This window comes from Bradyrhizobium sp. NDS-1 (assembly GCF_032918005.1).
In the GTDB taxonomy this organism is placed as follows: domain Bacteria; phylum Pseudomonadota; class Alphaproteobacteria; order Rhizobiales; family Xanthobacteraceae; genus Bradyrhizobium; species Bradyrhizobium tunisiense.
Genome location: NZ_CP136628.1, coordinates 745,846 through 765,271 on the forward strand (window position 1 = coordinate 745,846; position 19,426 = coordinate 765,271).

Consider the following 19,426-nt stretch of genomic DNA (forward strand, 5'->3'; position numbering starts at 1 on the left):
CTGAGCCGGCCGCTCAGCAGCCGCGGCAGATGTTGTTGATGCTGCGATAGACGGCGTCGTCGTCCTGCCGCATCTGGCGCAGCGTTTCGAGTGTGGTGCCATCGTTCGTGGGTGCGGGCGGCTTGCGCTTCGCGGCGAGCTCTTCCTCCTGCCGCTTGTAGCAGGCCTCGCGATCGGGCTTGGCTTGGATGAAGCGGCAGTTCTGCTCCACGGCTGCGGCGGTGGTGGCGGAGATCGCGAGAGCAATCAAGGCAGGCAGGGCAGGTTTCATGACAATCGAATCCATGGCGGCCCCTTCTCTCAGGTCCATTGTCGGAGAGCAACCGCCATCCTGGGATAGCGCCGCCGCCTATAGCGACGGCGTCAGTGATGTTTTCAGCAGTGTCAGCAGCGCCTGTACAGCCGCTGCGTTGCGGCGCCGCTCGGGGATCGCAGCCTTCACCCACAATTCCGGAACCGGAAAGTCGCGTAGCACCGGCTTCAGCCTGCCGTCCCGCAAGGCATCCGCCACGAGATAATGCGAGATCAACGCGATGCCGTTGCCGGCGATGGCGCTGCGCGCCAGCACGTGCCCCTCGTTCGAGGAGAGTAGCGGGCTGACCTGGATGCTGATACGGCCGCGCGGCCCGTCGAAAATCCACTCCGGGCCTGTCGGCAGAAAACTGAGGCAACGATGCTCGACGAGGTCGCGCGGATGCTTTGGCGTGCCATGTTTCTTCAGATAGGCGGGCGAGGCGCAGAGCAGCCGCTTCAGCGCGCAGAGCGGCTCGTCGACCACGCCGCCAAACGAATGCGGGAAAGCGCCGATGGCGATGTCGAAGCCCTCGGTCACGGGATCGACCGGGCGATCGATCAGCACGATATCGAGCTTGAGCTTCGGGTTCTGGGTCTGGAACGCACTGAAGGCATCGGCGAGCCGTGCCACCGTCAGCGAGGTCGGCGCCTTGATGCGCAAGTGATCGACGAGATCGTGGCCTTTCTCGCCCATGCGCGAGAGCAGGTCGGTCGCGTCGGTCACCACCCCGCGCGCGCGATGCACGTAGCGCTGGCCGGCTTCGGTGAGCCGCAACTGCCGGGTCGAGCGGTGAAACAGCGGCGTGCCGATCCGTGCTTCCAACTGCGTGACGCGCTTGGCGACGACCGAGGTCGAAACGTTGAGCTTTCGCGCAGCAGCCGAGAAGCCGGTCGCGTCTGCAGTGGCGAGGAAGGCCTGGAGATTCACGAGGATGTCCATTTTGACCTTTCTCGATTCGCGAAAGCTGATCGCCTATTTTGACGGATTGTAGCCCGCCTCGCGTTAATTCATAGTCGCACCCAAGCAAGAGAGTTCGGGAAGGGACGTGCCATGCGGGCCACGACGATCGAAGAACCGGCACGCCAGGTGCCGCTTTATGGCGAGTACGAAGTGGTCGTGCTCGGCGGCGGCCCGGCCGGCATCGTCGCGGCGGCTTCAGCCGCGCGCGCTGGGCGAAAGACGCTGCTGATCGAGCGCTACGGCTTCCTCGGCGGTATGGGCACTGCGGCCGGTGTCACCAATTTCTGTGGCCTGCATGGCAATGTCTACGGCGAGCATCGCCGGCTGGTGCAAGGCATGGCCTCGGAGTTCCTGGCGCGCATCGATCGGCTGGGCGGCCTCAACACGCCGCATCTGATCCTTGGCAAGGTCTTTGCCCAGGCCTATGACACCGCAGCCTACAAGATCGCGGCCGACGAGCTGCTCGCCAGTCACAATGTGCACATTCTCTTCCATGCGCTTGGCGCTGGCGTGGTGATGGGGAACGAACGCCGCATCGACGCGCTGATGGTCGAGACCAAGGCCGGCCGGCGAGCGGTGCGATCGGAGATATTCATCGATTGCTCCGGCGACGGCGATCTCGCGGTCTGGGCCGGCGCGCCGTTCGAAATCGGCGACCAGCATGGCCATCCGCTGTACCCTTCGATGATGCTCCGCCTCAACGGCATCGATCCTGAGAAGGCGGGCGAAGCGTGGCGGACCATCCCGCAATTGATGGAGAAAGCCATCGCGGCCGGCACGCATCAATTTCCACGGAAAAGCGCGATCGTGCGACCGCAGAAATCCGGCATCGAATGGCGGGTGAACTTCACGCAGGTCGCGCGCGCGGATGGCCACGCCATCAACGGCGTCGAGCCCGACGATCTCACCCGCGGCGAGATCGAGGGCCGCAAGCAGGCGCTTGCCGCGTTCGAATTCCTGCGCACCGTGCCGGGCTTCGAAAAATCCTACATCGTCGATTTGCCGCCGCAGCTCGGCATCCGCGAGACCCGCCGCATCAAGGGCGGCTACCAGCTCAGCGGCGAGGACGTGCTCGGCTGCGCCTCCTTTACCGATTCCATCGGCGTCAATGGTTGGCCGATCGAGGCCCACGTTCCCGGTGACGTCGTCTTCACCTTCCCGCCGATCCCGGACTCGCGCGGCTATAACGAGCTGCCGTACCGGATGCTGGTGCCCGAAGGCGTCGACAATCTCCTGGTCGCCGGCCGCTGTGCCTCGATGACCCATGAGGGCCAGTCGGCCGCCCGGGTATCCGGTGCCTGTTTCGTGATGGGGGAGGCGGCCGGTTCCGCCGCGGCGCTGGCGCTGTCCGGAAATCGGATCCCGCGTGACATCCCCGTTGAAAAATTGCAGGAAACGTTGAAACAACAGGGCGCCTTCATCGGCCGGGATCAACCGGCCCCTGAGGGCCTCTAACGGACTGCTGAGAGAAACGACGAGGGAGGAACGGGATGATCGGGATTGCGCGGCTTGCGGTAGCCAGTCTTTTGGCGATTATGGCGGTGGGCACGGCCCGGGCCGAAGACGCGCTCAAGGCCAGGATCGGCGTGTTGCGCCTGTCCTCCTCTGCGCCGGTTTTCATTGCGCAGGACAAGGGCTATTTCCGCGAGGCCGGCCTCGAGGTCGAGCTGAAATTCTTCGACGCGGCGCAGCCGATCGCGGTCGCGACGACCTCGGGCGATGTCGATTTCGGCATCACCGCCTTCACCGCGGGTCTCTACAATCTCGCCGGCAAGGGCACGCTGAAGGTGATCGGCGGCATGAGCCGCGAGAAGGCCGGCTATCCCCTGATCGGCTATTTTGCCAGCAACAACGCCTACGCGGCCGGGTTGAAGACGCCGAAGGATCTCGCCGGCAAGCGCGTGGCGATGACCCAGGTCGGGTCGAGCTTCCACTATTCGCTCGGCCTGCTCGCCGACAAATACGGCTTCAAGCTCGCTGAGGTGAAGATCGTGCCGTTGCAATCGCTGTCGAATGCGGCGGCTGCACTGAAGGGCGAGACCGTCGATGCGGCACTGCTGCCGATCTCCACGGCGCGAAAACTGATGGACGAGGGCGGCGCGAAATTCCTGGGGTGGGTTGGTGACGAGACGCCCTGGCAATTGGGCGCGGTGTTCGCCTCGCCGAAGACGCTGGCCAACAAGGCGCTGGTGACGAAACTGCTCGGCGCGCTCGCCAAGGCGGACCGCGAATATCACGACGTCATCCTCGCCGCGATGAAGGACGGCGTTGCGCCCATCAACGACAAGACGAAGCCGCTGCTGGAAATCATCGCCAAGTACACCAATCTGCCGGTCGAGCAGGTGGTCGGCAACTGCGCCTATATCGATCCCGATGGCAAACTCGACGTGAAGAACGTCGACAACCAGATCAAATGGCTCCAGGAGCAGGGCTTCGTCGACAAGGGCTTTGACGCGGATGCGATCATCGCCAAGGACTATGTGAAGGCGGATTGATGTCACTGGCTCCCAACCATCCCCGTCATCCTGAGGTGCGCGATTTGTGGTCTTCCGCAAGTCGCGCCTCGAAGGATGCACGGCCCGGATGCAGCGGGGCCACTCATCCTTCGAGGCTCCCGTCGCGATGCCTGAGCATCGCAACGCTCGCACCTCAGGATGACGGGGTGAGACCGGGAGATGCCGAATGGACCTGATCGCCAACCACATCACCCATCGCTTCGGCGAGCTTGCCGTGCTCGACAACGTCTCCTTCACCGTCAGCGCCGGCGAGGTGGTGGCGATCGTGGGGCCTTCCGGCTGCGGCAAGAGCACGCTGCTGTCGATCCTCGGCGGACTGTTGCAGCCGACCTCCGGCGCGCCCGAGCTGCGCGGCGCGCCGCCGGCGGACAGTCTCAATCCGCTGACCTTCGTGTTCCAGGATTTTGCGCTGCTGCCCTGGGCTACGGTCGAGGAGAACGTCGAATTTCCGCTGCTGCATACCCAGCTTTCGGCCGCGCAGCGCCGCGCGCTGGTCGAGGACGCCTTGCGCCGCACGACGCTGACTGATTTCCGCAAAGCCTATCCCAAGCAGCTTTCCGGCGGCATGCGCCAGCGCGTCGGCATTTCGCGCGCGCTCGCGGTCAAGCCCGCCATCCTCTTGATGGATGAGCCGCTGTCGGCGCTGGATTCGCAGACCCGCGAACTCTTGATGGAGGATTTCGTCCGCCTGCTCGCCGATGGCGGCATGGGCGCGGTGTATGTCACCCACAATCTCGAAGAGGCGGCGCGGCTTGCAGACCGTATCGTGGTGCTGTCGCGGCGGCCCGGCCGTATCCGCGAGGTAGTGGCCGTGCCGATGTCACGGGCCGCGCGCGCCGAAGCTGCGGTGCGCGAGAAGCTGCTGGCGCTGCAGAACCAGATCTGGTCGCTGATCCGCAACGAGGCCATCGATGCCGAGCGCGAGGTCCAGCATGCTTGACCGTGCTGGGACACCTGCGAAGGACGAGACGACGCGGCGCGTCCGCTTTCGCGGCGCCGGCTTCGTGCCGGCGTCGAGCCGGTTCGGCGGCTGGATCGCGCTCGCCCTCGTCATCGCGATCTGGCAGGCGGCCGGCAGCGCCGGCCTCGTCAATTCATTGTTTCTGCCGACACCATCGGCGATCGCGCGCGCGATCTACCAGCTCGCGATCTCGGGCGCGCTCTGGCAGCATCTGTCGGCGTCGCTGCTGCGTATCGGCATCGGCTGGCTGCTGGGGACAGCGGCGGGCGTCGCCGTCGGCTTCGCCATCGGCTTGTCGCGGCTCGCGCGCAGCGTCGGTATCACTTTCATCTCGGCGCTGTTCCCGATCCCGAAGATCGCGCTGCTGCCGCTTCTGATACTCTGGCTCGGCATCGGCGAAGAGCCGAAGGTCGCGACCATTGCCCTCGGGGTGTTCTTCTCGACCGCGATCTCGGTCTATAGCGGCGTCGACGCGGTGCCGCGCAACCTGATCCGCATGGCGCAGAGCTTCAACGTGCCGTTCGCGACCATCGTGCGCAAGGTGATCTGGCCTGGCGCACTGCCCGCGATCCTCGCCGGCTTCCGCATCACGGCATCGGTCGCGCTCTTGCTCGTCGTCAGTGCCGAGATGATCGGCGCCCAATACGGCATCGGCGCCTTCGTGCTCCAGGCCGGCAATCTGATGCAGACCGATCAGCTGCTCGCGGGCGTGGTGATCCTGTCGGTGTTCGGGCTCGCGATCGGCAAGGTGATCGGCTGGCTGGAGACGCGGCTGTTGCACTGGCGGTAGCCAAAATTCACCGCTGCCGTGGTGGGCAAAGCGCGAGCCTGCCCGCCGCCTCATGAGTCGCGAAGACGCGGGCACGGCGCAAGGGCGCCTTTGCCCACCCTACGAGAGCATCATGCGTTGCCTCTGTCCTCCCGGAACAGATCCAGCTTCTGCTGGACCGGCCGGTCCGAGAAACTGAACAGCACGGCGTCGTCCTCGGCCTCGTGTGTGACCCAGTGCCAGCTCGGCACCACGAACAAATCGCGCGTGCCCCATTCGAAGACGGTATCGCCGATGCGGCTGCGGCCGCGGCCCTCGATCGGGCAGAACACCGTCGCATCCGTCGCGCGATAACGCGCGGTCTTAAATCCCTTCGGCAGCAGCTGGATGAAGGTGCCGATCGTCGGCATCGCGAAATCGCCGGTCTCGGGATTGCTGAACTTCAGCTTCAGCCCGTGGCAGGCGTCCCATTCCTGGCTCGTCCTCGCCTTCTCCAGCGCTTCACGCGTGTAGGCATAGGGATAGCTGAAGATCGGCGAGGTCTTCGACGAACGCTTCACGTCGACCGGCAAGAGATTGTGGCCGTAGCGCGCAAAGCTGTCGCCCGCGGGTTTTGTGATCTTCTGCTGGTCCTCTTTCGAGCCTTCCGCGAAGGAGCAGTCGAGGAACTGCACCAAGGGGATGTCGAGGCCGTCGAGCCAGAACATCGGCTCGCCGGTCTCGTTGGAATGATCGTGCCATGTCATCGATGGCGTGATGATGAAATCACCGGGCTCCATCGCGGTGCGCTCGCCGTCGACGGCGGTGTGTGCTCCTTTACCTTCAAGCACGAAGCGCAGTGCGGACTGGCTGTGGCGATGCGCCGGCGCGACGTCGCCCGGCACCACCATCTGCACGCCGGCATAGAGCGACGTTGTGATCTTGGATTGCCCACGCAGGCCCGGGTTCTCCAGCACCAGCACGCGCCGCTCGGCCTCCTTGGCGGTGATGAGCTTGCCGGCTTCAACCATGTAGTCGCGGATGATTTCGAACTTCCAGAGGTGCGGGCGGCAGGCGCTCTTGGGCTCCGGCGTGATCAGGTCGCTCATCACCGTCCATAGCGCGGTGAGGTTTTCGCCGTCGATCTTCCTGTAGAACGCCTCGCGTTCCGGCGTCTTGGTCACGGCTTCCATGGTTGCTGCTCCCGATCGTTTGTTGATTGACAGTATACTGACGATCTAGGTAGCGTCAACGTAGGGAACGACATACAAGGTCGTCGTCATTCCGGGCTCCTGCTTCGCGAGCCCCGGAATGGACGGAACAAGGGAGGTCTCGATGAAGCTGCACGGCTATTTCCGCTCCAGCGCCGCTTATCGCGTGCGGATCGCGCTGAATCTCAAAGGTCTCGGCGCCGAGCATCTGCCGCATCATCTTCGCAAGGGCGAGCAATGCGCGCCCGCCTATCTCGCCATCAACCCGCAAGGCCTGGTGCCGGCGTTGGAGAGCGATGCGGGGACAGTGCTGACCCAATCGGTGGCGATCATCGAATGGCTCGACGAGACGCACCCCAATCCGCCGCTGCTGCCGAAGGATCCGCTGCAGCGCGCCAAGGTGCGGGCGTTTGCGCTGGCGATCGCCTGCGACACCCATCCGGTGCAGAACCTGAAGGTGCTGGCGCGGCTGCGCGAACTCGGTCTGCCCGAGGAGAAGGTCCAGGACTGGGCGGCGTGGGTCAACCGCGAGGGGCTGTCGGCCTGCGAAACGCTGATCAAGGACGAGCCGGGTCCGTTCTGTTTCGGCGATGCGCCGACGCTGGCTGATCTCTGCCTCGTGCCGCAGCTCGCCAATGCGCGCCGCTTCGGTGTCGACGTCTCCGCCTATCCGCGCCTGCTGAAGGCGGAAGCCGCCGCCAAGGCGCTGCCGGCCTTCATCGAAGCCGCACCAGAGAAGCAGCCCGATGCCGAGTAAGCCGTCCGCTCCGATCACGATCGACGCAGTCTATGCCGCGCCGGGCTATCTGTTCCGGCGCATGCAGCAGATCGCGGTCTCGATCTTCATGGAGGAGTGCAAGGCGTTCGACCTGACGCCGGTGCAATATGCGGCGCTGATCGCGATCCACACCCACCCCGGCATCGACGCGACGCGGCTGTCGGCGGTGATCGCCTTCGACCGCTCGACGCTCGGCAGCGTGATCGAGCGGCTACAAGCCAAGGATTTTGTCGAGCGCAGGCCTGCGCCCGAGGACAAGCGGATCAAGCTGCTCTACCTGACGAAGGCGGGCGCGGCGATCCTGCGCGAGATCATCCCCGCCGTCGAGCGCGCCCAGGCGCGCATGCTGGAGCCGCTGAAGCCGGCAGACCGCAAGACGCTGATGGGTCTGCTCGTGCAGCTCGTCGATCTCAACAACGAGGCCTCACGCGTGCCGTTGCGGGCGGAAGATGCGCTGGAGCATCTGGGCAAGGCGGGGTGAGGGGCGGCGCCACGACAACAGCGCAGAGTTCAACTGTAGTCCCGGACAAGCGAAGCGCAGATCCGGGACCCATCCGCCGCAGCAATAGTTTGGCGAAGAAAGGCAATGATCATCTCGCGCGACAACCACCGCTGCGGCGTGTGGGTCCCCGCGTTCGCGGGGACGACACCGAGACTGTGGTGGCGCCGTCCCCTCACATCCTCAACAACGCCTGCCGATCGATCTTCCCCGTGCCGGTTTTCGGCAGCTCGTCGGTGAAGATCACCTCGCGCGGATATTTGTAGGGCAGCAGCTTGCCCTTCACATAGTCCTGCAGCCGCCGCGTCGCGTCACCCGGGTTAACGGTGCGGTTGTTCATCACCACGACCGCCTTCAGCGTCATGCGGCGGTCCGGCAGCTCGGCGGCGAACACCGCGCATTCGCGGATCTCGGGGTGGTCGGCGAGGCAGAGCTCGACCTCGAGCGGATAGACCCACTGACCCGAGATCTTGATGAGATCATCGGCGCGGCCGCGGAAGAAGTGGAAGCCATCGGCATCGCGGACGAAACGATCGCCGGTGTAGATCCACCCTCCCTCGCGGATGGTCTCGGCGGATTTGTCCGGCCGGTTCCAGTACAGCGGCGTGTTGGAATCGCCGCGCACCCACAAGATGCCTTCCTCGTTGTCGGCGACGTCGCGGCCGTCCTTGTCGCGGAGCGCGACCTCGTAGCCGGGGACGCGCAGGCCTGCCGCGCCGAGCTTCTTCCGCTCGGGCCGGTTCGAGAGATAGATGTGCAGCACCTCGGTCGAGCCGAGGCCTTCGACGATCTCGAGGCCGGTGAGCGTCTTCCAGCCGTTGAAGACCTCGGCCGAGAGCACCTCGGCGGCGGAAAGCGCCATGCGCAATGACGAGAAGTCGGTCTTGTCTGCGCCGTCAGCCTTGGTCAGCGACGTATAGAGCGTCGGCAGGCCGAAGAAGACCGTCGGTCTGTACTGCGCGATCGCGGCAAAGATCGAGGCGGGCTTCGGCTGGCCCGGAAGCAGCAGTGTCGCCGCGCCCGCAGAGAACGGGAAAGTAACGGAATTGCCGAAGCCGTAGGCGAAGAAGATTTTCGGTACGGAAAAGCAGATGTCGTCAGGCGTCAGCTTCAGCACGCTCTGCGCAAAGGCGGCTTCGCTATAGGCCATGTCGTGCTGGAGATGCACGATGCCCTTGGGCCGTCCGGTCGACCCCGAGGAATACATCCAGAACGCCATCTCGTCGCGGTGCGTGGGCGCTTCGGCCAACTCGGCCGGGAACTGAGCGAGCCAGTTTGCCGCCGCAACCGCTTTCGGTGCCGCATGATCGCGCACCTCGCCATTGACGACGATCAGCGTGCGCAGACCGGTGTCCTTGCAGGCTTCCAGGTCGAAGCGCGCGCAGAACTCGGCATCCGCCACGGCAACGTTCGCGCCGGAATCGGCGAGATAGAATTGCAGCAGATCCGGCGGCGTCAGCGTGTTGATCAGGAGCGGCACGAAGCCGGCGCGCACCGCCCCGAAGAAGGCGGCCGGATAGGCCGGGGTGTCGTCCAGGAACAAGAGCACGCGGTCGCCGCGCGTGAGGCCGAGTGATGCAAAGCCGTTGCCCCAGCGGCAAGCCTCCGCGCAGAGCTGCGCATAGGTCCGCGTGCCCGCGGGACCCAACAGCGCGATCTTGTCGCCGCGGCCCTTGGCGAGATTGTCGAACAGCACGCGGCTGGCGTTGTAGGTTTGCGGAACGGCAAAGCCGATCTCGCGAGCCCCCTCGCTGTCGGCGGGCACCTGGTCGCGAATCTCGTTGCTCATGCCTCGTCTCCGCCGTTCCTGGCCGCCTCGTAGCGGGCCATGAAGCCCGGCGACATCGCGCGCAGCCGGGAATCGTCGATACGGCCGGAGCGGGTGATGTAGCTGTAGGCGAAGTCCATCAAGTCGAGCTGCATGTGCTGTGCGAAATGCTCGTACCAGAACGCGCTGGTGCGAGCGGCATTGACGAGCTTCTGCACCACCGGTTTTCGCGCGGCCTGGTAGCGATGCAGGGCGGTGGCAAGATGCGCATCCGATTCCAGCGCCTTGACCAACGCAATGGCGTCCTCGATCGCAAGCCGCGTGCCCGAACCGATCGAGAAATGCGCGGAATGCAGGGCGTCGCCGAGCAGCACCATGTTCTTGAACGACCAGTGCTCGTTCCAGACCCAGGGAAAGTTGCGCCAGACCGATTTGTTGGAGACGAGGCAATGGCCGCCGAGCGTATCGGCGAATACCTCCTCGCAGACGCCCTTGGACTGCTCGACGTCCTTGTAGGCGAAGCCGTAGGCCTGCCAGGTTGCATGGTCGCATTCGACCAGGAAGGTGCTCATGGCCGGCGAGTAGCGGTAATGATGGGCGTTGAAGGCGCCGCGGTCGGTCTTCACGAAGGTCTGCGACAGCGTGTCGAACCGCTTCGAGGTGCCGTACCAGACGAACTTGTTGGAGGAGTAGGACAGCGAGGTGCCGAAATCGCCCTCATAGGCGCGGCGCACCAGCGAGTTCAGCCCGTCCGCGGCGACGATCAGATCGTGCCCGTTGAGCTGGTCGATGGCGTGGACCGGCGTATCGAAGCGCGGCGTGACGCCGACGTCGAGCGCGCGCTGCTGCAGGAATCTCAGGAGCTCGAGCCGCCCGATCGAGGAGAAGCCGACCCCGTCGATGGCGACGCTGTCGCCGCCGAGGTTCAGCGTGATGTTCTCCCAGCTCTCCATATGCGGCGCGATCGCATCGACGGTTTCGGGGTCGTCGGCGCGCAGGAATTCAAGGGCCTGATCGGAGAACACGACGCCAAAGCCCCAGGTCGCGTCGGCCGGGTTCTGTTCGAACAGGTCGACCTGATCCTCAGGGTGACGCTTCTTCCAGAGATAGGCGAAGTAGAGCCCACCGGGCCCCCCGCCAATCACGGCGATCCGCAACGTCTGCCTCCCTAATTGACAGTATACTTACTATCTAGGGGTAGACTAATGTGCTCCGGCGTCCTGCGCCAGCGGAATTATCCGCCGGGCGCCGGCCCGCCGAAACTCATCATTCGGACACACGTTTTGCGCGCATCCGAACCGTCAGGCCGGAATCATAGCCAAACCGCGTCGGCTTGGCTATTCGCGCATCAGACGCAGCGCTTCACATAGACCCCGTTCACCAGCACCCTGGTGCAGCGGACCACCGGAACCGGCTTGCGAACCACGACGGCCGCGTTCGGCCCGGCGCAGCCGGCGCGAACGACGCCGCGGGCGCACACCACCGCGTTGGCATCGGCGGCCTCGAAGGTCATGGTGGCTGCGAAGGCGAGGAACGCAGAAGCAACGAGCAGCAATGAACGCATGTTGTTCTCCCTGGGCTTGTCGTGGTCGAAACTGCGCCTGAAGAAAATTATCCGTGTCAGCGTGCGAGCATCCGATCGCGCACGTCGCAATTCATCTCCGTGCTGCGGACGTCCATCATCCGCTTCGTCTTACCTCGCCGCGAACGGCGCAAGCACGTCCCTGCAGGCCGGCGAGAGCGATGCCGCCCGGTTGGAAATGCATTGGATGATCCGGCCGCCGCCGGGCGCCACGCCGGCGCAGAGGGTGCGGATGTCGGCGCCGCAAGCCGACCGCGCGATGAACAGCTCTTCGCGCGGGAGCAATGGCCGCAGCACGATGGCGGCCGGTGCCGCGGCAGGCGCCGCCGCGGCGGCCGGTGCAGCACCCGAAGCGGGCGCCGTCGCCGCCGCTCCGCCACCGAAAGCCGCGTCCACGGCCTTGGCGCAACCGGCCGACACCTTCGCCTTGTTCTTCTCCAGGCATTCGATCGCGGGCGCGCCGCCGGGCGGCACACTGGCGCAGACCTTCGGATAGTCCCCGCGGCAGGCGCTCTTGATCGCCGAAACCTGCGCGGGGCTCGGCTGCTTTGCTGCTGCTGGCTTGGGCGCGGCCGCTGCAGCCGGCTTGGCCGCCGGCTCGGCGGCGGGCGCCGCTTCCGTTTTGGCCGGCTCGGATTTGGCCGGCTCGGATTTGGCGGGCGCCGCTTCGGTCTTCGGCGCTGCAGCCGGCTCGACCGCGCGAACCGCAGCCTGGCACCCCGACGACAGGCTCGACATGTTCTTGGCGAGGCATTGAACCGCCTCCACTCCGCCGGGCGTCACGCTCGAGCAATGCGCCATGAAGTCCGAGCGGCATGCGGACCGGATGGCGCTCTTCTGCGCCTCGGTCTGCGCGAGCGCTCCCGTTGCAGTTGCGAAAAGCGCCGTCGCCAGCAACGCCGTGCGCGCCGATGCATGCTTCAACGTGTTGAACATCTGATGATTTCCCGCCCCATCGGTAGCGCCGATGATTCTCTAAAATGCAGTGCAATCGCAATTGTCGCGAGTGGCGCCTCGCATGCGGCATCATTCGCCGCTTTGGCGCCACCCGCAAGTCAATTATGCCAGTGCAATTGCGCCGTCAGAGCTTGACCATGCGCTTGCCGCGGTTCTCGCCAGCAAGCAATCCGATCAGTGCTTTCGGTGTGTTCTCGAGGCCGTCGAGAATGTCCTCCTGCACCTTGAGCTTGCCGGATTTCACCCAGGCCTGGAGATCGGCGAGTGCGCGCTCGCTGTCCTTCATGTAGTCCATCACGATGAAGCCCTGCATGACGAGCCGCTTCACCACGATCAGGCCGGGCACGCCGCGCGGGCCATGTGCGGCAGGCGCGCCGTCATATTGCGAGATCGCGCCGCAGCAGGCGATGCGGCCGTAATTGTTCATCTGTGGCAGGCAGGCCTCCAGAATGTCGCCGCCGACATTGTCGAAATAAACGTCGATGCCTTTCGGCGCCGCTGCGCGCAACGCCTTGAACACCGCGCCGTCCTTGTAGTCCACGGCGGCATCGAAGCCGAGCGTGGAGGTCAGCCAGTTGCATTTGTCCGCGCCGCCGGCGATGCCGACCACGCGGCATCCCTTGATCTTGGCGATCTGTCCGACGATCGAGCCGACCGAGCCTGCGGCCGCGGAGACCACGACCGTCTCGCCCTCCCTGGGCTTGCCGATCTCCAGCAGGCCGAAATATGCGGTGAGGCCGGCGATGCCGAACACGCTGAGCAGGTGCGTCATTGGCTCGAGCTTCGGCATCTTGGTGAGATGCTTTGCAGCCACGGCGGCAAATTCCTGCCAGCCGGTGTCGCCGAACACGATGTCGCCGGCGGCCAGATCCGGCGCCTTCGAGCTGACGACCTCGGCAATGGCGCCACCGGCCATCACGCTGTTGGCCTCGACTGCGGAGCGGTAGGTCGCGCCATGCATCCAGGCGCGGTTGGCCGCGTCGAGCGAGATGTAGCGCACGCGCAGCAGGGCCTCGCCGTCTTTCGGCTCCGGCATCGCGCCCTCGACCATCTTGAAATGTTCGGGACCGAGCTTGCCGCTGGGCTTTTCCACCAGCAGAATCTGGCGATTGATGTTGCCGCTCATGGCGTTTCCTTCTTCGATTATCTTGATTGTTGATGCCCGCCGCAGATTCACGTCGCAGGCCGCATTCGTTGTGCGCTGTCCGAAGGCTAGATCGCAGCGTTCCATTTCACAACGGGAACATCCTGCCAACGCGATCGCGCCGCCCGATCGGCTACTGTCTTGAATCGCGCAAGGCGATCGTCAGAGATCGCCGTCGAAGTCTGTGCCTCAGCTTGTCTGTCCAAACACCCGGTCCAGCGCCGCATCGTATGTCGCTTGCACCAGTTCCGGATGCAGCCTGCCCAGCGCCTCCATCATCACGCCGGAATTGATTTCCAGCACGCGCCACTCGCCATCGACACGGACAAGGTCGATTGAGGCGAAGACAATGCCGATGGCGCGCGCAGCATCGATAGCGAGCTTCACGCAAGCCGCGCGATCCTTGCCGTCCTCCAGCAAGTCCGGCTTTGCGCCGGCATCGAGATTGTGTCGCCAGTCGATGCCACGCTGCTTGCTGTAGACGACGAGGGGCACATCCTCGAGCAGCACGACACGGACCTCGTCCTCGATCGGCAGATAGGGCGAGATCACGAGCCCGGCGCTCATCGAGAAGACCTCGGCAACGGCGTGGTCGAGCTCCGCCTCCGTCGTCACCCTGAACACCGAGCGTCCTGATGTCCCCTCGTTCGGCTTCACCACCACGCCTTGCGAATGGTCGTGGAACAGTTGGAGCATTGCATCCCGCCAGCCGACGCCAACGACATTCCTGCCGAGCTTCGGATTGAGAAAGAGCTGATGGGGAATGCAGGGCACGTCCGCCAGCGCCAATGCCTCTGATGTCGCGGACTTGTCGCTGGCGAGGCGGTGCGCGATGGCGCTGTTGAGGCCGATGTCGTAGCCGAACGCGAAATGGCGCGTTCGGCCGCGGCGCATTGCGATCAGCCAGCCGTCGGCGCGAACATCGACGGCGATGCCGTGGTCCGCACAATAGCGTCTGATCGCCTGAACGAAGATTCGCTCGCCGCTTGCCATGTCTGTTGTTCCTGTCGCCGAAAGCCGCAAAAATGCGGGCATTGGCGCCGAACGCGGGGGAAAATCAGAGCTATTCTTAATGAAATTCTCGCGAGCGCCACGGAAATTAAGTGCTGCAATCCCGCCCCGGAGGGAAAAGAAATTGCCCTCCGGGCGGGGCAGGCAGCAGATTCATTGATAACGCGGCCAATTCCATCGCAAATGCCGGTTTGATCGGCATCAATTGCATCCGAAACGAGGTTGATTATTGGTCTCAATGGCGTAGATCACACACGCGAAATCCTCCGCCATGGCAATGGTGTCCGCCCCGTTTTCAGGGCCGGGCAACGCTGTTGCCCGAAAAACCGCAATTATTCGGAATAGCGAAAATCATGAGCGCGTTTTACCGAGAGAAGGTTCTGTCCGTCCAGCACTGGACCGACACGCTGTTCAGCTTCCGCGCCACGCGCGATACCGGCTTCCGCTTCCAGAACGGCCAGTTCGCGATGATCGGCCTCGAAGTCGACGGCCGTCCGCTGCTGCGCGCCTACAGCATGGCGAGCGCCAACCACGAGGAAGAGCTCGAGTTCTTCTCGATCAAGGTGCAGGACGGACCGCTGACCTCGCGCCTGCAGAAGATCAAGGAAGGCGACACCATCCTCGTCGGCCGCAAGGCGACCGGCACGCTGATCACCGACAATCTCATCCCCGGCAAGCGGCTGATGCTGCTCTCGACGGGGACGGGCCTTGCGCCCTTCGCGAGCCTGATCAAGGACCCCGAGGTCTATGACCAGTTCGAATCCATCGTGCTGGTGCACGGCTGCCGCCAGGTCTCGGAGCTCGCCTATGGCGAGAAGCTGGTCGCGTCCTTGCGCGAAGACGAGCTGTTCGGCGAGCTGCTCGCGGACAAGCTCATCTACTATCCGACCGTGACCCGAGAGCCGTTCAGGAATCGCGGCCGCATCACCGACCTCATCAGCTCCGAGCAGATCTTCAACGACATCGGCCAGGGCCCGCTCGACATCGCCACCGACCGCGTCATGATGTGCGGCAGCCCGGCGATGCTGGAAGAGCTGAAGCTGATGTTCGAAGGCCGCGACTTCATCGAGGGAAGCGGCAACAAGCCCGGCCATTTCGTGATCGAGAAGGCCTTCGTCGAGCGGTAAGCCCGGTTCGCGAAGCTCTCCGTCGTACTGGACTGCTAGCCCTTCGCCTCAGTCGTCGTCCCGGACAAGCGCGCCACGCGCGCGCCGATCCGGGACCCATAGCCACAGGCCGTGGTTAGGCGAAGACTCGGAGAGACGGCTTTCTCTCATCACAAAATCCTGTAGTTGGGTCCCGGGTCTGCGCTGACGCTCGCCCGGGACGATAGCTGAGCCCTTGGGGGATGCGGTGTGGCCCTCGCGCAGCCCATTAAGGCGCCCGTGGCCCGGCCGTCTCTTCCGTCCCACCTCTTTGCTGCACCGCACCCGCCCGCCGGCCGATTGATTTGTCTCGGCCGAATTCGCTAGCCTGAAACAAGGGCCGCGTCATATCCGTATGACAGGCGCGGGCGTATCGTGCCGCCTCATGCTGGCGAGAGGATCGGAATCGTGGCCGACGACGACAAGACGCAGGTATCCTCCCAACACTCATCCCCCAAACGCCTGCCGCTGGCGGAAGAGGGGATCATGGAAACCCTGCTGCTGCCATTTTCGCCGCGCTTCATCGTGCTGACGATCTGCGCGGTCGTCACCGCGCTGTTGATCGGCATCGGCATCGCCGACCGCAAGATCTTCGACATCCTGCTGATCCCGATCCTGATCTTCGGCGCGCTGACGCTGCTCGGCGTTCGCGATCTCCTGCAGAAGAGCCACGCGGTGCTGCGCAACTATCCGATTTCGGCGCATATCCGCTTCCTGCTCGAAGAGATCCGCCCCGAGATGCGGCAATACTTCTTCGAGAGCGAGAAGGACGGCATGCCGTTCTCGCGCGACACCCGCGCGGTGGTCTATCAGCGCGCCAAGATGGAGCTCGACAAGCGTCCATTCGGCACCCAGGAGGACGTCTACCGCCAGGGCTACGAGTGGATGCATCACTCGGCCTCGCCGAAGACGCATGCACAAGAGAAGTTCCGCATCGGCATCGGCGGCCCCGACTGCAAGAAGCCCTATTCGGCATCGGTGTTCAACATCTCCGCGATGAGCTTTGGCGCGCTCAGCGCCAACGCCGTGCGTGCTCTCAATGCCGGCGCAAAGAAGGGCGGCTTCGCGCACGACACCGGCGAGGGCGGCGTCAGCCCCTATCATCGCGAGATGGGCGGCGACATCATCTGGGAAATCGGCTCCGGCTATTTCGGCTGCCGCCATCTCGACGGCACCTTCGATCCGGAAGCGTTCGCGCGCGTGGCCGGCGACGACCAGATCAAGATGGTCGAGCTGAAGGTCAGCCAGGGTGCCAAGCCCGGCCATGGCGGCGTGCTGCCGGCCGCGAAAGTCTCGGAGGAAATCTCCAAGATCCGCGGCGTCGCGATGGGTGAGGACTGCATCTCGCCCGCCTCGCACCGCGCCTTCTCCACGCCGGTTGGCATGATGCAGTTCATCGCCGAGATGCGCCGCCTTTCCGGCGGCAAGCCGGCCGGCTTCAAGCTGTGCATCGGCCATACCTGGGAATTCCTGGCGATCTGCAAGGCGATGCTTCAGACCGGCATCTATCCCGATTTCATCGTCGTCGACGGCAATGAGGGCGGCACCGGCGCCGCGCCGCTGGAGTTCATGGACCATCTCGGCATGCCGATGCGCGAGGGCGTCAATTTCGTCCACAACGCGCTGATCGGCATCAATGCGCGCGACCGCATCAAGGTCGGCGCCTCCGGCAAGATCGCGACCGCCTTCGACATGGCACGGGCGATGGCGATCGGCGCCGACTATTGCAACTCGGCGCGCGGCTTCATGTTCTCGCTCGGCTGCATCCAGTCGCTGAGCTGCCACACCGACCGCTGTCCGACCGGGGTCGCGACCCAGGACCCGTCGCGCGCGCGCGCGCTCTACGTGCCGCTCAAGATCGACCGCGTGCACAATTATCACCACGCGACGCTGCATTCGCTCACCGAGCTGATTGCCGCCGCCGGCCTCGAACATCCGCAGCAACTGCGCCCGATCCATTTCAGCCAACGGACGTCGACCACCCACGTGCAGTCCTTCGCGCAGCTCTATCCGGCGCTGCGCCCGGGCGAGCTGCTCGAAGGCACGGAAGATCCGCGCTTCCGCGACGCCTGGCGGATGGCACAGGCAGACACGTTCCAGCCGGCGCTGTGACCGTCGCCCCGGCCGGCGGGGAAATTCTCCGCAAGCGGGGCTGTGTTTAACGTTTGCTTCAACTTTGGGTGTAGGTTGTGCCCATGGACGAACGGCGCGACAAGGCGAGGCATCGCGTGCTGAAGGCCGGAACGATCGAGTTCGGCGGCGGCGCGATCGACTGTACCGTCCGCAACCTGTCCGACACCGGTGCCGCGCTCGACGTCACCAGCCCGGTCGGCATCCCCGATCATTTCACCCTGTTTCTCCAGGCCGACGGAACGCATCGGTCCTGCACCGTGGCCTGGCGCAAGGAGAAGCGGATCGGGGTGAGGTTCGGGTGAGGGTTGTTCGGCGCGAGCGCGTGCTGCAAGCACCAACTGTCGTCCCGGACAAGCGAAGCGGAGCGGACGCGGCAACATCCGCCACACCTGCGTACGCATTCGCGCTATCGCTCACTCACCCCGTCTCGACCTCGCTCAACCGGCTCGCCAGGATCTTGTCGATGCGCCGTCCATCGAGATCGATCACCTCGATATGCCAGCCGCCGAAGTCGAAGGCATCGCCGGCGTCGGGCAGCGCGCTGAACTGCTGCAGCACCAGGCCCGCCACCGTGTTGTAGCGGTGTGGCGGCAATTCGATGCCGAGCAGCTCGCCGAATTCATCGACCGGCATCCAGCCGGAGATCAGGAACGAGTCGTCTGCGCGCCTGACATAGGCCGGCTCCGGCGGTCCCGCTTCCGAATGGAAGGCGCCGACGATCGACTCGAGGATGTCGGCGGCCGTCACCATGCCTTCGAAGCCACCGTATTCGTCGTAGACGAAGCCGATGTGAACCGGAGCGGTCTTCAGGATGGTCAGCACGTCGCGCGCGTCGGCCGAGGCCGGGATGCCGGGCGCTTCACGCACGAGCGCGCGCAGGTCCGGGTTGCGTTCGTTCATATAAGCGACCAGCAGGTCCTTGGCCTGGAGCACGCCGATCGGCTTGTCGCGGTCGCCATCGGAGACGGGAAAGCGCGAGTGCGGGCTCTTGGCGATGATCGCCTGGATGGCGGCCAAATCGTCGTTCAGGTCGATCTCGTCGACCTCCGTGCGCGGCGTCATGACCGCACCGACCGGCCGGTCGCCGAGCCGCATCACGCCGGCGATCATCTCCTTTTCGCCGGGCTCGAGCACGCCTGCGCTCTCGGCCTCGCGGACGAGGTGATGGATCTCGTCCTCCGAGACCTTCTCCTCCGACTTGCCGCCCCGGCCGAGCAAAGTGAGGATCAGCCTGCCGGAGACGTCGAGCAGGAAGACCAGCGGCAGCGAGACCTTCGCAAGCACGTGCATCGCCGGCGCAACCCTCACCGCGATGCTCTCGGGGTCGCGCAGCGCCACCTGTTTCGGCACCAGCTCGCCGACGATCAGGGTGGCGTAGGTGATGAGCGTGACGACCATGCCGACGCCGACGATGTCGGCAATGCCGGGGGACAAGCCAAGCTCGAGCAGCCACTGCGTCAGCCGTTGTCCGAGCGTCGCGCCCGAGAATGCGCCGGAGAGCACACCGACCAGCGTAATGCCGATCTGCACCGTCGAGAGGAATTTGCCGGGATCTGCCGCCAGAATCAGCGCCCGCTCCGCGCCGCGAATGCCCTTGGCGGCGAGCAGCGACAGCCGGGCCGGGCGGGACGAGACCACGGCCAGCTCGGACATGGACAAGAGGCCATTGATGACGATCAGGACGACGACGACGGCGAGTTCGACCGATAGCATTGGCG

At 64.8% G+C, this 19,426-nt stretch carries 19 protein-coding genes; 9 read left to right on the top strand and 10 right to left on the bottom strand.

The window, feature by feature from the left end; all coding sequences use genetic code 11:
- Positions 1 to 13: 13 nt before the first annotated feature.
- On the bottom strand, positions 14 to 286 hold the full coding sequence (locus RX330_RS03470; protein ID WP_317242081.1) for a hypothetical protein: 273 nt from the start codon (positions 284 to 286) through the stop codon (positions 14 to 16).
- Positions 287 to 349: 63 nt separating this feature from the next.
- Entirely contained in the window at positions 350 to 1,234 is an 885-nt protein-coding gene (locus RX330_RS03475; RefSeq protein ID WP_317242082.1) for a LysR family transcriptional regulator, read from the bottom strand.
- A gap of 111 nt (positions 1,235 to 1,345) precedes the next feature.
- On the opposite strand from RX330_RS03475, the gene RX330_RS03480 reads away from it, so the two are divergent.
- The 4 genes from RX330_RS03480 to RX330_RS03495 all read left to right on the top strand — a co-directional run bounded on the left by RX330_RS03480 (position 1,346) and on the right by RX330_RS03495 (position 5,522).
- Positions 1,346 to 2,710, top strand: a complete 1,365-nt coding sequence (locus RX330_RS03480) for an FAD-dependent oxidoreductase (protein ID WP_317242083.1) — start codon at positions 1,346 to 1,348, stop codon at positions 2,708 to 2,710.
- Between the two features lie 35 nt (positions 2,711 to 2,745).
- On the top strand, positions 2,746 to 3,750 hold the full coding sequence (locus RX330_RS03485; RefSeq protein WP_317242084.1) for an ABC transporter substrate-binding protein: 1,005 nt from the start codon (positions 2,746 to 2,748) through the stop codon (positions 3,748 to 3,750).
- A 187-nt stretch (positions 3,751 to 3,937) separates the two neighbouring features.
- Positions 3,938 to 4,711 (top strand): ABC transporter ATP-binding protein, encoded by a 774-nt coding sequence (locus RX330_RS03490; protein ID WP_317242085.1) that lies wholly within the window; start codon positions 3,938 to 3,940, stop codon positions 4,709 to 4,711.
- A complete protein-coding gene (locus tag RX330_RS03495; RefSeq protein WP_317242086.1) occupies positions 4,704 to 5,522 on the top strand; it encodes an ABC transporter permease in 819 nt (272 codons plus the stop codon). Before RX330_RS03490 ends, RX330_RS03495 begins: the two co-directional genes overlap by 8 nt.
- A gap of 110 nt (positions 5,523 to 5,632) precedes the next feature.
- Here RX330_RS03495 and gtdA read toward each other — a convergent pair whose 3' ends face one another.
- A complete protein-coding gene (gtdA, locus tag RX330_RS03500; RefSeq protein WP_317242087.1) occupies positions 5,633 to 6,673 on the bottom strand; it encodes a gentisate 1,2-dioxygenase in 1,041 nt (346 codons plus the stop codon).
- A 142-nt stretch (positions 6,674 to 6,815) separates the two neighbouring features.
- Between gtdA and maiA the strand changes: the two genes are divergently transcribed.
- Positions 6,816 to 7,448, top strand: coding sequence for a maleylacetoacetate isomerase (gene maiA, locus RX330_RS03505; protein WP_317244053.1), 633 nt, complete (start codon positions 6,816 to 6,818; stop codon positions 7,446 to 7,448).
- Positions 7,438 to 7,950, top strand: a complete 513-nt coding sequence (locus tag RX330_RS03510; RefSeq protein ID WP_317242088.1) for a MarR family winged helix-turn-helix transcriptional regulator — start codon at positions 7,438 to 7,440, stop codon at positions 7,948 to 7,950. Before maiA ends, RX330_RS03510 begins: the two co-directional genes overlap by 11 nt.
- Before the next feature lie 193 nt (positions 7,951 to 8,143).
- Here the strand turns inward: RX330_RS03510 and RX330_RS03515 are convergent, their stop codons facing one another.
- From RX330_RS03515 to RX330_RS03540, 6 genes are all read right to left on the bottom strand, one after another.
- On the bottom strand, positions 8,144 to 9,757 hold the full coding sequence (locus tag RX330_RS03515; RefSeq protein ID WP_317242089.1) for a benzoate-CoA ligase family protein: 1,614 nt from the start codon (positions 9,755 to 9,757) through the stop codon (positions 8,144 to 8,146).
- The gene (locus tag RX330_RS03520; protein ID WP_317242090.1) at positions 9,754 to 10,893 is read right to left on the bottom strand and encodes an FAD-dependent monooxygenase; all 1,140 of its coding nucleotides are present in this window, start codon (positions 10,891 to 10,893) and stop codon (positions 9,754 to 9,756) included. Before RX330_RS03520 ends, RX330_RS03515 begins: the two co-directional genes overlap by 4 nt.
- A 191-nt stretch (positions 10,894 to 11,084) precedes the next feature.
- Positions 11,085 to 11,300 carry a hypothetical protein gene (locus RX330_RS03525; RefSeq protein ID WP_212079634.1) on the bottom strand — a complete coding sequence of 72 codons (216 nt, stop codon included), beginning with the start codon at positions 11,298 to 11,300 and terminating at the stop codon, positions 11,085 to 11,087.
- A gap of 129 nt (positions 11,301 to 11,429) precedes the next feature.
- Positions 11,430 to 12,254, bottom strand: a complete 825-nt coding sequence (locus RX330_RS03530) for a cysteine rich repeat-containing protein (protein ID WP_317242091.1) — start codon at positions 12,252 to 12,254, stop codon at positions 11,430 to 11,432.
- Between the two features lie 145 nt (positions 12,255 to 12,399).
- Positions 12,400 to 13,401 carry an NADP-dependent oxidoreductase gene (locus tag RX330_RS03535; RefSeq protein ID WP_212079636.1) on the bottom strand — a complete coding sequence of 334 codons (1,002 nt, stop codon included), beginning with the start codon at positions 13,399 to 13,401 and terminating at the stop codon, positions 12,400 to 12,402.
- Positions 13,402 to 13,608: 207 nt separating this feature from the next.
- Entirely contained in the window at positions 13,609 to 14,412 is an 804-nt protein-coding gene (locus RX330_RS03540; RefSeq protein ID WP_317242092.1) for a RimK family alpha-L-glutamate ligase, read from the bottom strand.
- Positions 14,413 to 14,783: 371 nt separating this feature from the next.
- On the opposite strand from RX330_RS03540, the gene RX330_RS03545 reads away from it, so the two are divergent.
- From RX330_RS03545 to RX330_RS03555, 3 genes are all read left to right on the top strand, one after another.
- Positions 14,784 to 15,557: a ferredoxin--NADP reductase gene (locus RX330_RS03545; RefSeq protein WP_317242093.1), complete on the top strand. Its 774-nt coding sequence runs from the start codon at positions 14,784 to 14,786 to the stop codon at positions 15,555 to 15,557.
- A gap of 426 nt (positions 15,558 to 15,983) precedes the next feature.
- Positions 15,984 to 17,687, top strand: a complete 1,704-nt coding sequence (locus RX330_RS03550; protein WP_317242094.1) for an FMN-binding glutamate synthase family protein — start codon at positions 15,984 to 15,986, stop codon at positions 17,685 to 17,687.
- Positions 17,688 to 17,770: 83 nt separating this feature from the next.
- Positions 17,771 to 18,010: a PilZ domain-containing protein gene (locus tag RX330_RS03555; RefSeq protein WP_212079640.1), complete on the top strand. Its 240-nt coding sequence runs from the start codon at positions 17,771 to 17,773 to the stop codon at positions 18,008 to 18,010.
- 115 nt (positions 18,011 to 18,125) lie between these two features.
- Here the strand turns inward: RX330_RS03555 and RX330_RS03560 are convergent, their stop codons facing one another.
- Complete coding sequence (locus RX330_RS03560) at positions 18,126 to 19,421, bottom strand: hemolysin family protein (protein ID WP_317242095.1); 1,296 nt, start codon at positions 19,419 to 19,421, stop codon at positions 18,126 to 18,128.
- Positions 19,422 to 19,426 lie beyond the last annotated feature (5 nt).

Coding starts and splice junctions, on each gene's coding strand:
- RX330_RS03470 (WP_317242081.1), bottom strand. CDS start 286: ATGGATTCGATTGTCATGAAACCTGCCCTGCCTGCCTTGATTGCTCTC.
- RX330_RS03475 (WP_317242082.1), bottom strand. CDS start 1,234: ATGGACATCCTCGTGAATCTCCAGGCCTTCCTCGCCACTGCAGACGCG.
- RX330_RS03480 (WP_317242083.1), top strand. CDS start 1,346: ATGCGGGCCACGACGATCGAAGAACCGGCACGCCAGGTGCCGCTTTAT.
- RX330_RS03485 (WP_317242084.1), top strand. CDS start 2,746: ATGATCGGGATTGCGCGGCTTGCGGTAGCCAGTCTTTTGGCGATTATG.
- RX330_RS03490 (WP_317242085.1), top strand. CDS start 3,938: ATGGACCTGATCGCCAACCACATCACCCATCGCTTCGGCGAGCTTGCC.
- RX330_RS03495 (WP_317242086.1), top strand. CDS start 4,704: ATGCTTGACCGTGCTGGGACACCTGCGAAGGACGAGACGACGCGGCGC.
- gtdA (WP_317242087.1), bottom strand. CDS start 6,673: ATGGAAGCCGTGACCAAGACGCCGGAACGCGAGGCGTTCTACAGGAAG.
- maiA (WP_317244053.1), top strand. CDS start 6,816: ATGAAGCTGCACGGCTATTTCCGCTCCAGCGCCGCTTATCGCGTGCGG.
- RX330_RS03510 (WP_317242088.1), top strand. CDS start 7,438: ATGCCGAGTAAGCCGTCCGCTCCGATCACGATCGACGCAGTCTATGCC.
- RX330_RS03515 (WP_317242089.1), bottom strand. CDS start 9,757: ATGAGCAACGAGATTCGCGACCAGGTGCCCGCCGACAGCGAGGGGGCT.
- RX330_RS03525 (WP_212079634.1), bottom strand. CDS start 11,300: ATGCGTTCATTGCTGCTCGTTGCTTCTGCGTTCCTCGCCTTCGCAGCC.
- RX330_RS03530 (WP_317242091.1), bottom strand. CDS start 12,254: ATGTTCAACACGTTGAAGCATGCATCGGCGCGCACGGCGTTGCTGGCG.
- RX330_RS03535 (WP_212079636.1), bottom strand. CDS start 13,401: ATGAGCGGCAACATCAATCGCCAGATTCTGCTGGTGGAAAAGCCCAGC.
- RX330_RS03540 (WP_317242092.1), bottom strand. CDS start 14,412: ATGGCAAGCGGCGAGCGAATCTTCGTTCAGGCGATCAGACGCTATTGT.
- RX330_RS03545 (WP_317242093.1), top strand. CDS start 14,784: ATGAGCGCGTTTTACCGAGAGAAGGTTCTGTCCGTCCAGCACTGGACC.
- RX330_RS03555 (WP_212079640.1), top strand. CDS start 17,771: ATGGACGAACGGCGCGACAAGGCGAGGCATCGCGTGCTGAAGGCCGGA.
- RX330_RS03560 (WP_317242095.1), bottom strand. CDS start 19,421: ATGCTATCGGTCGAACTCGCCGTCGTCGTCGTCCTGATCGTCATCAAT.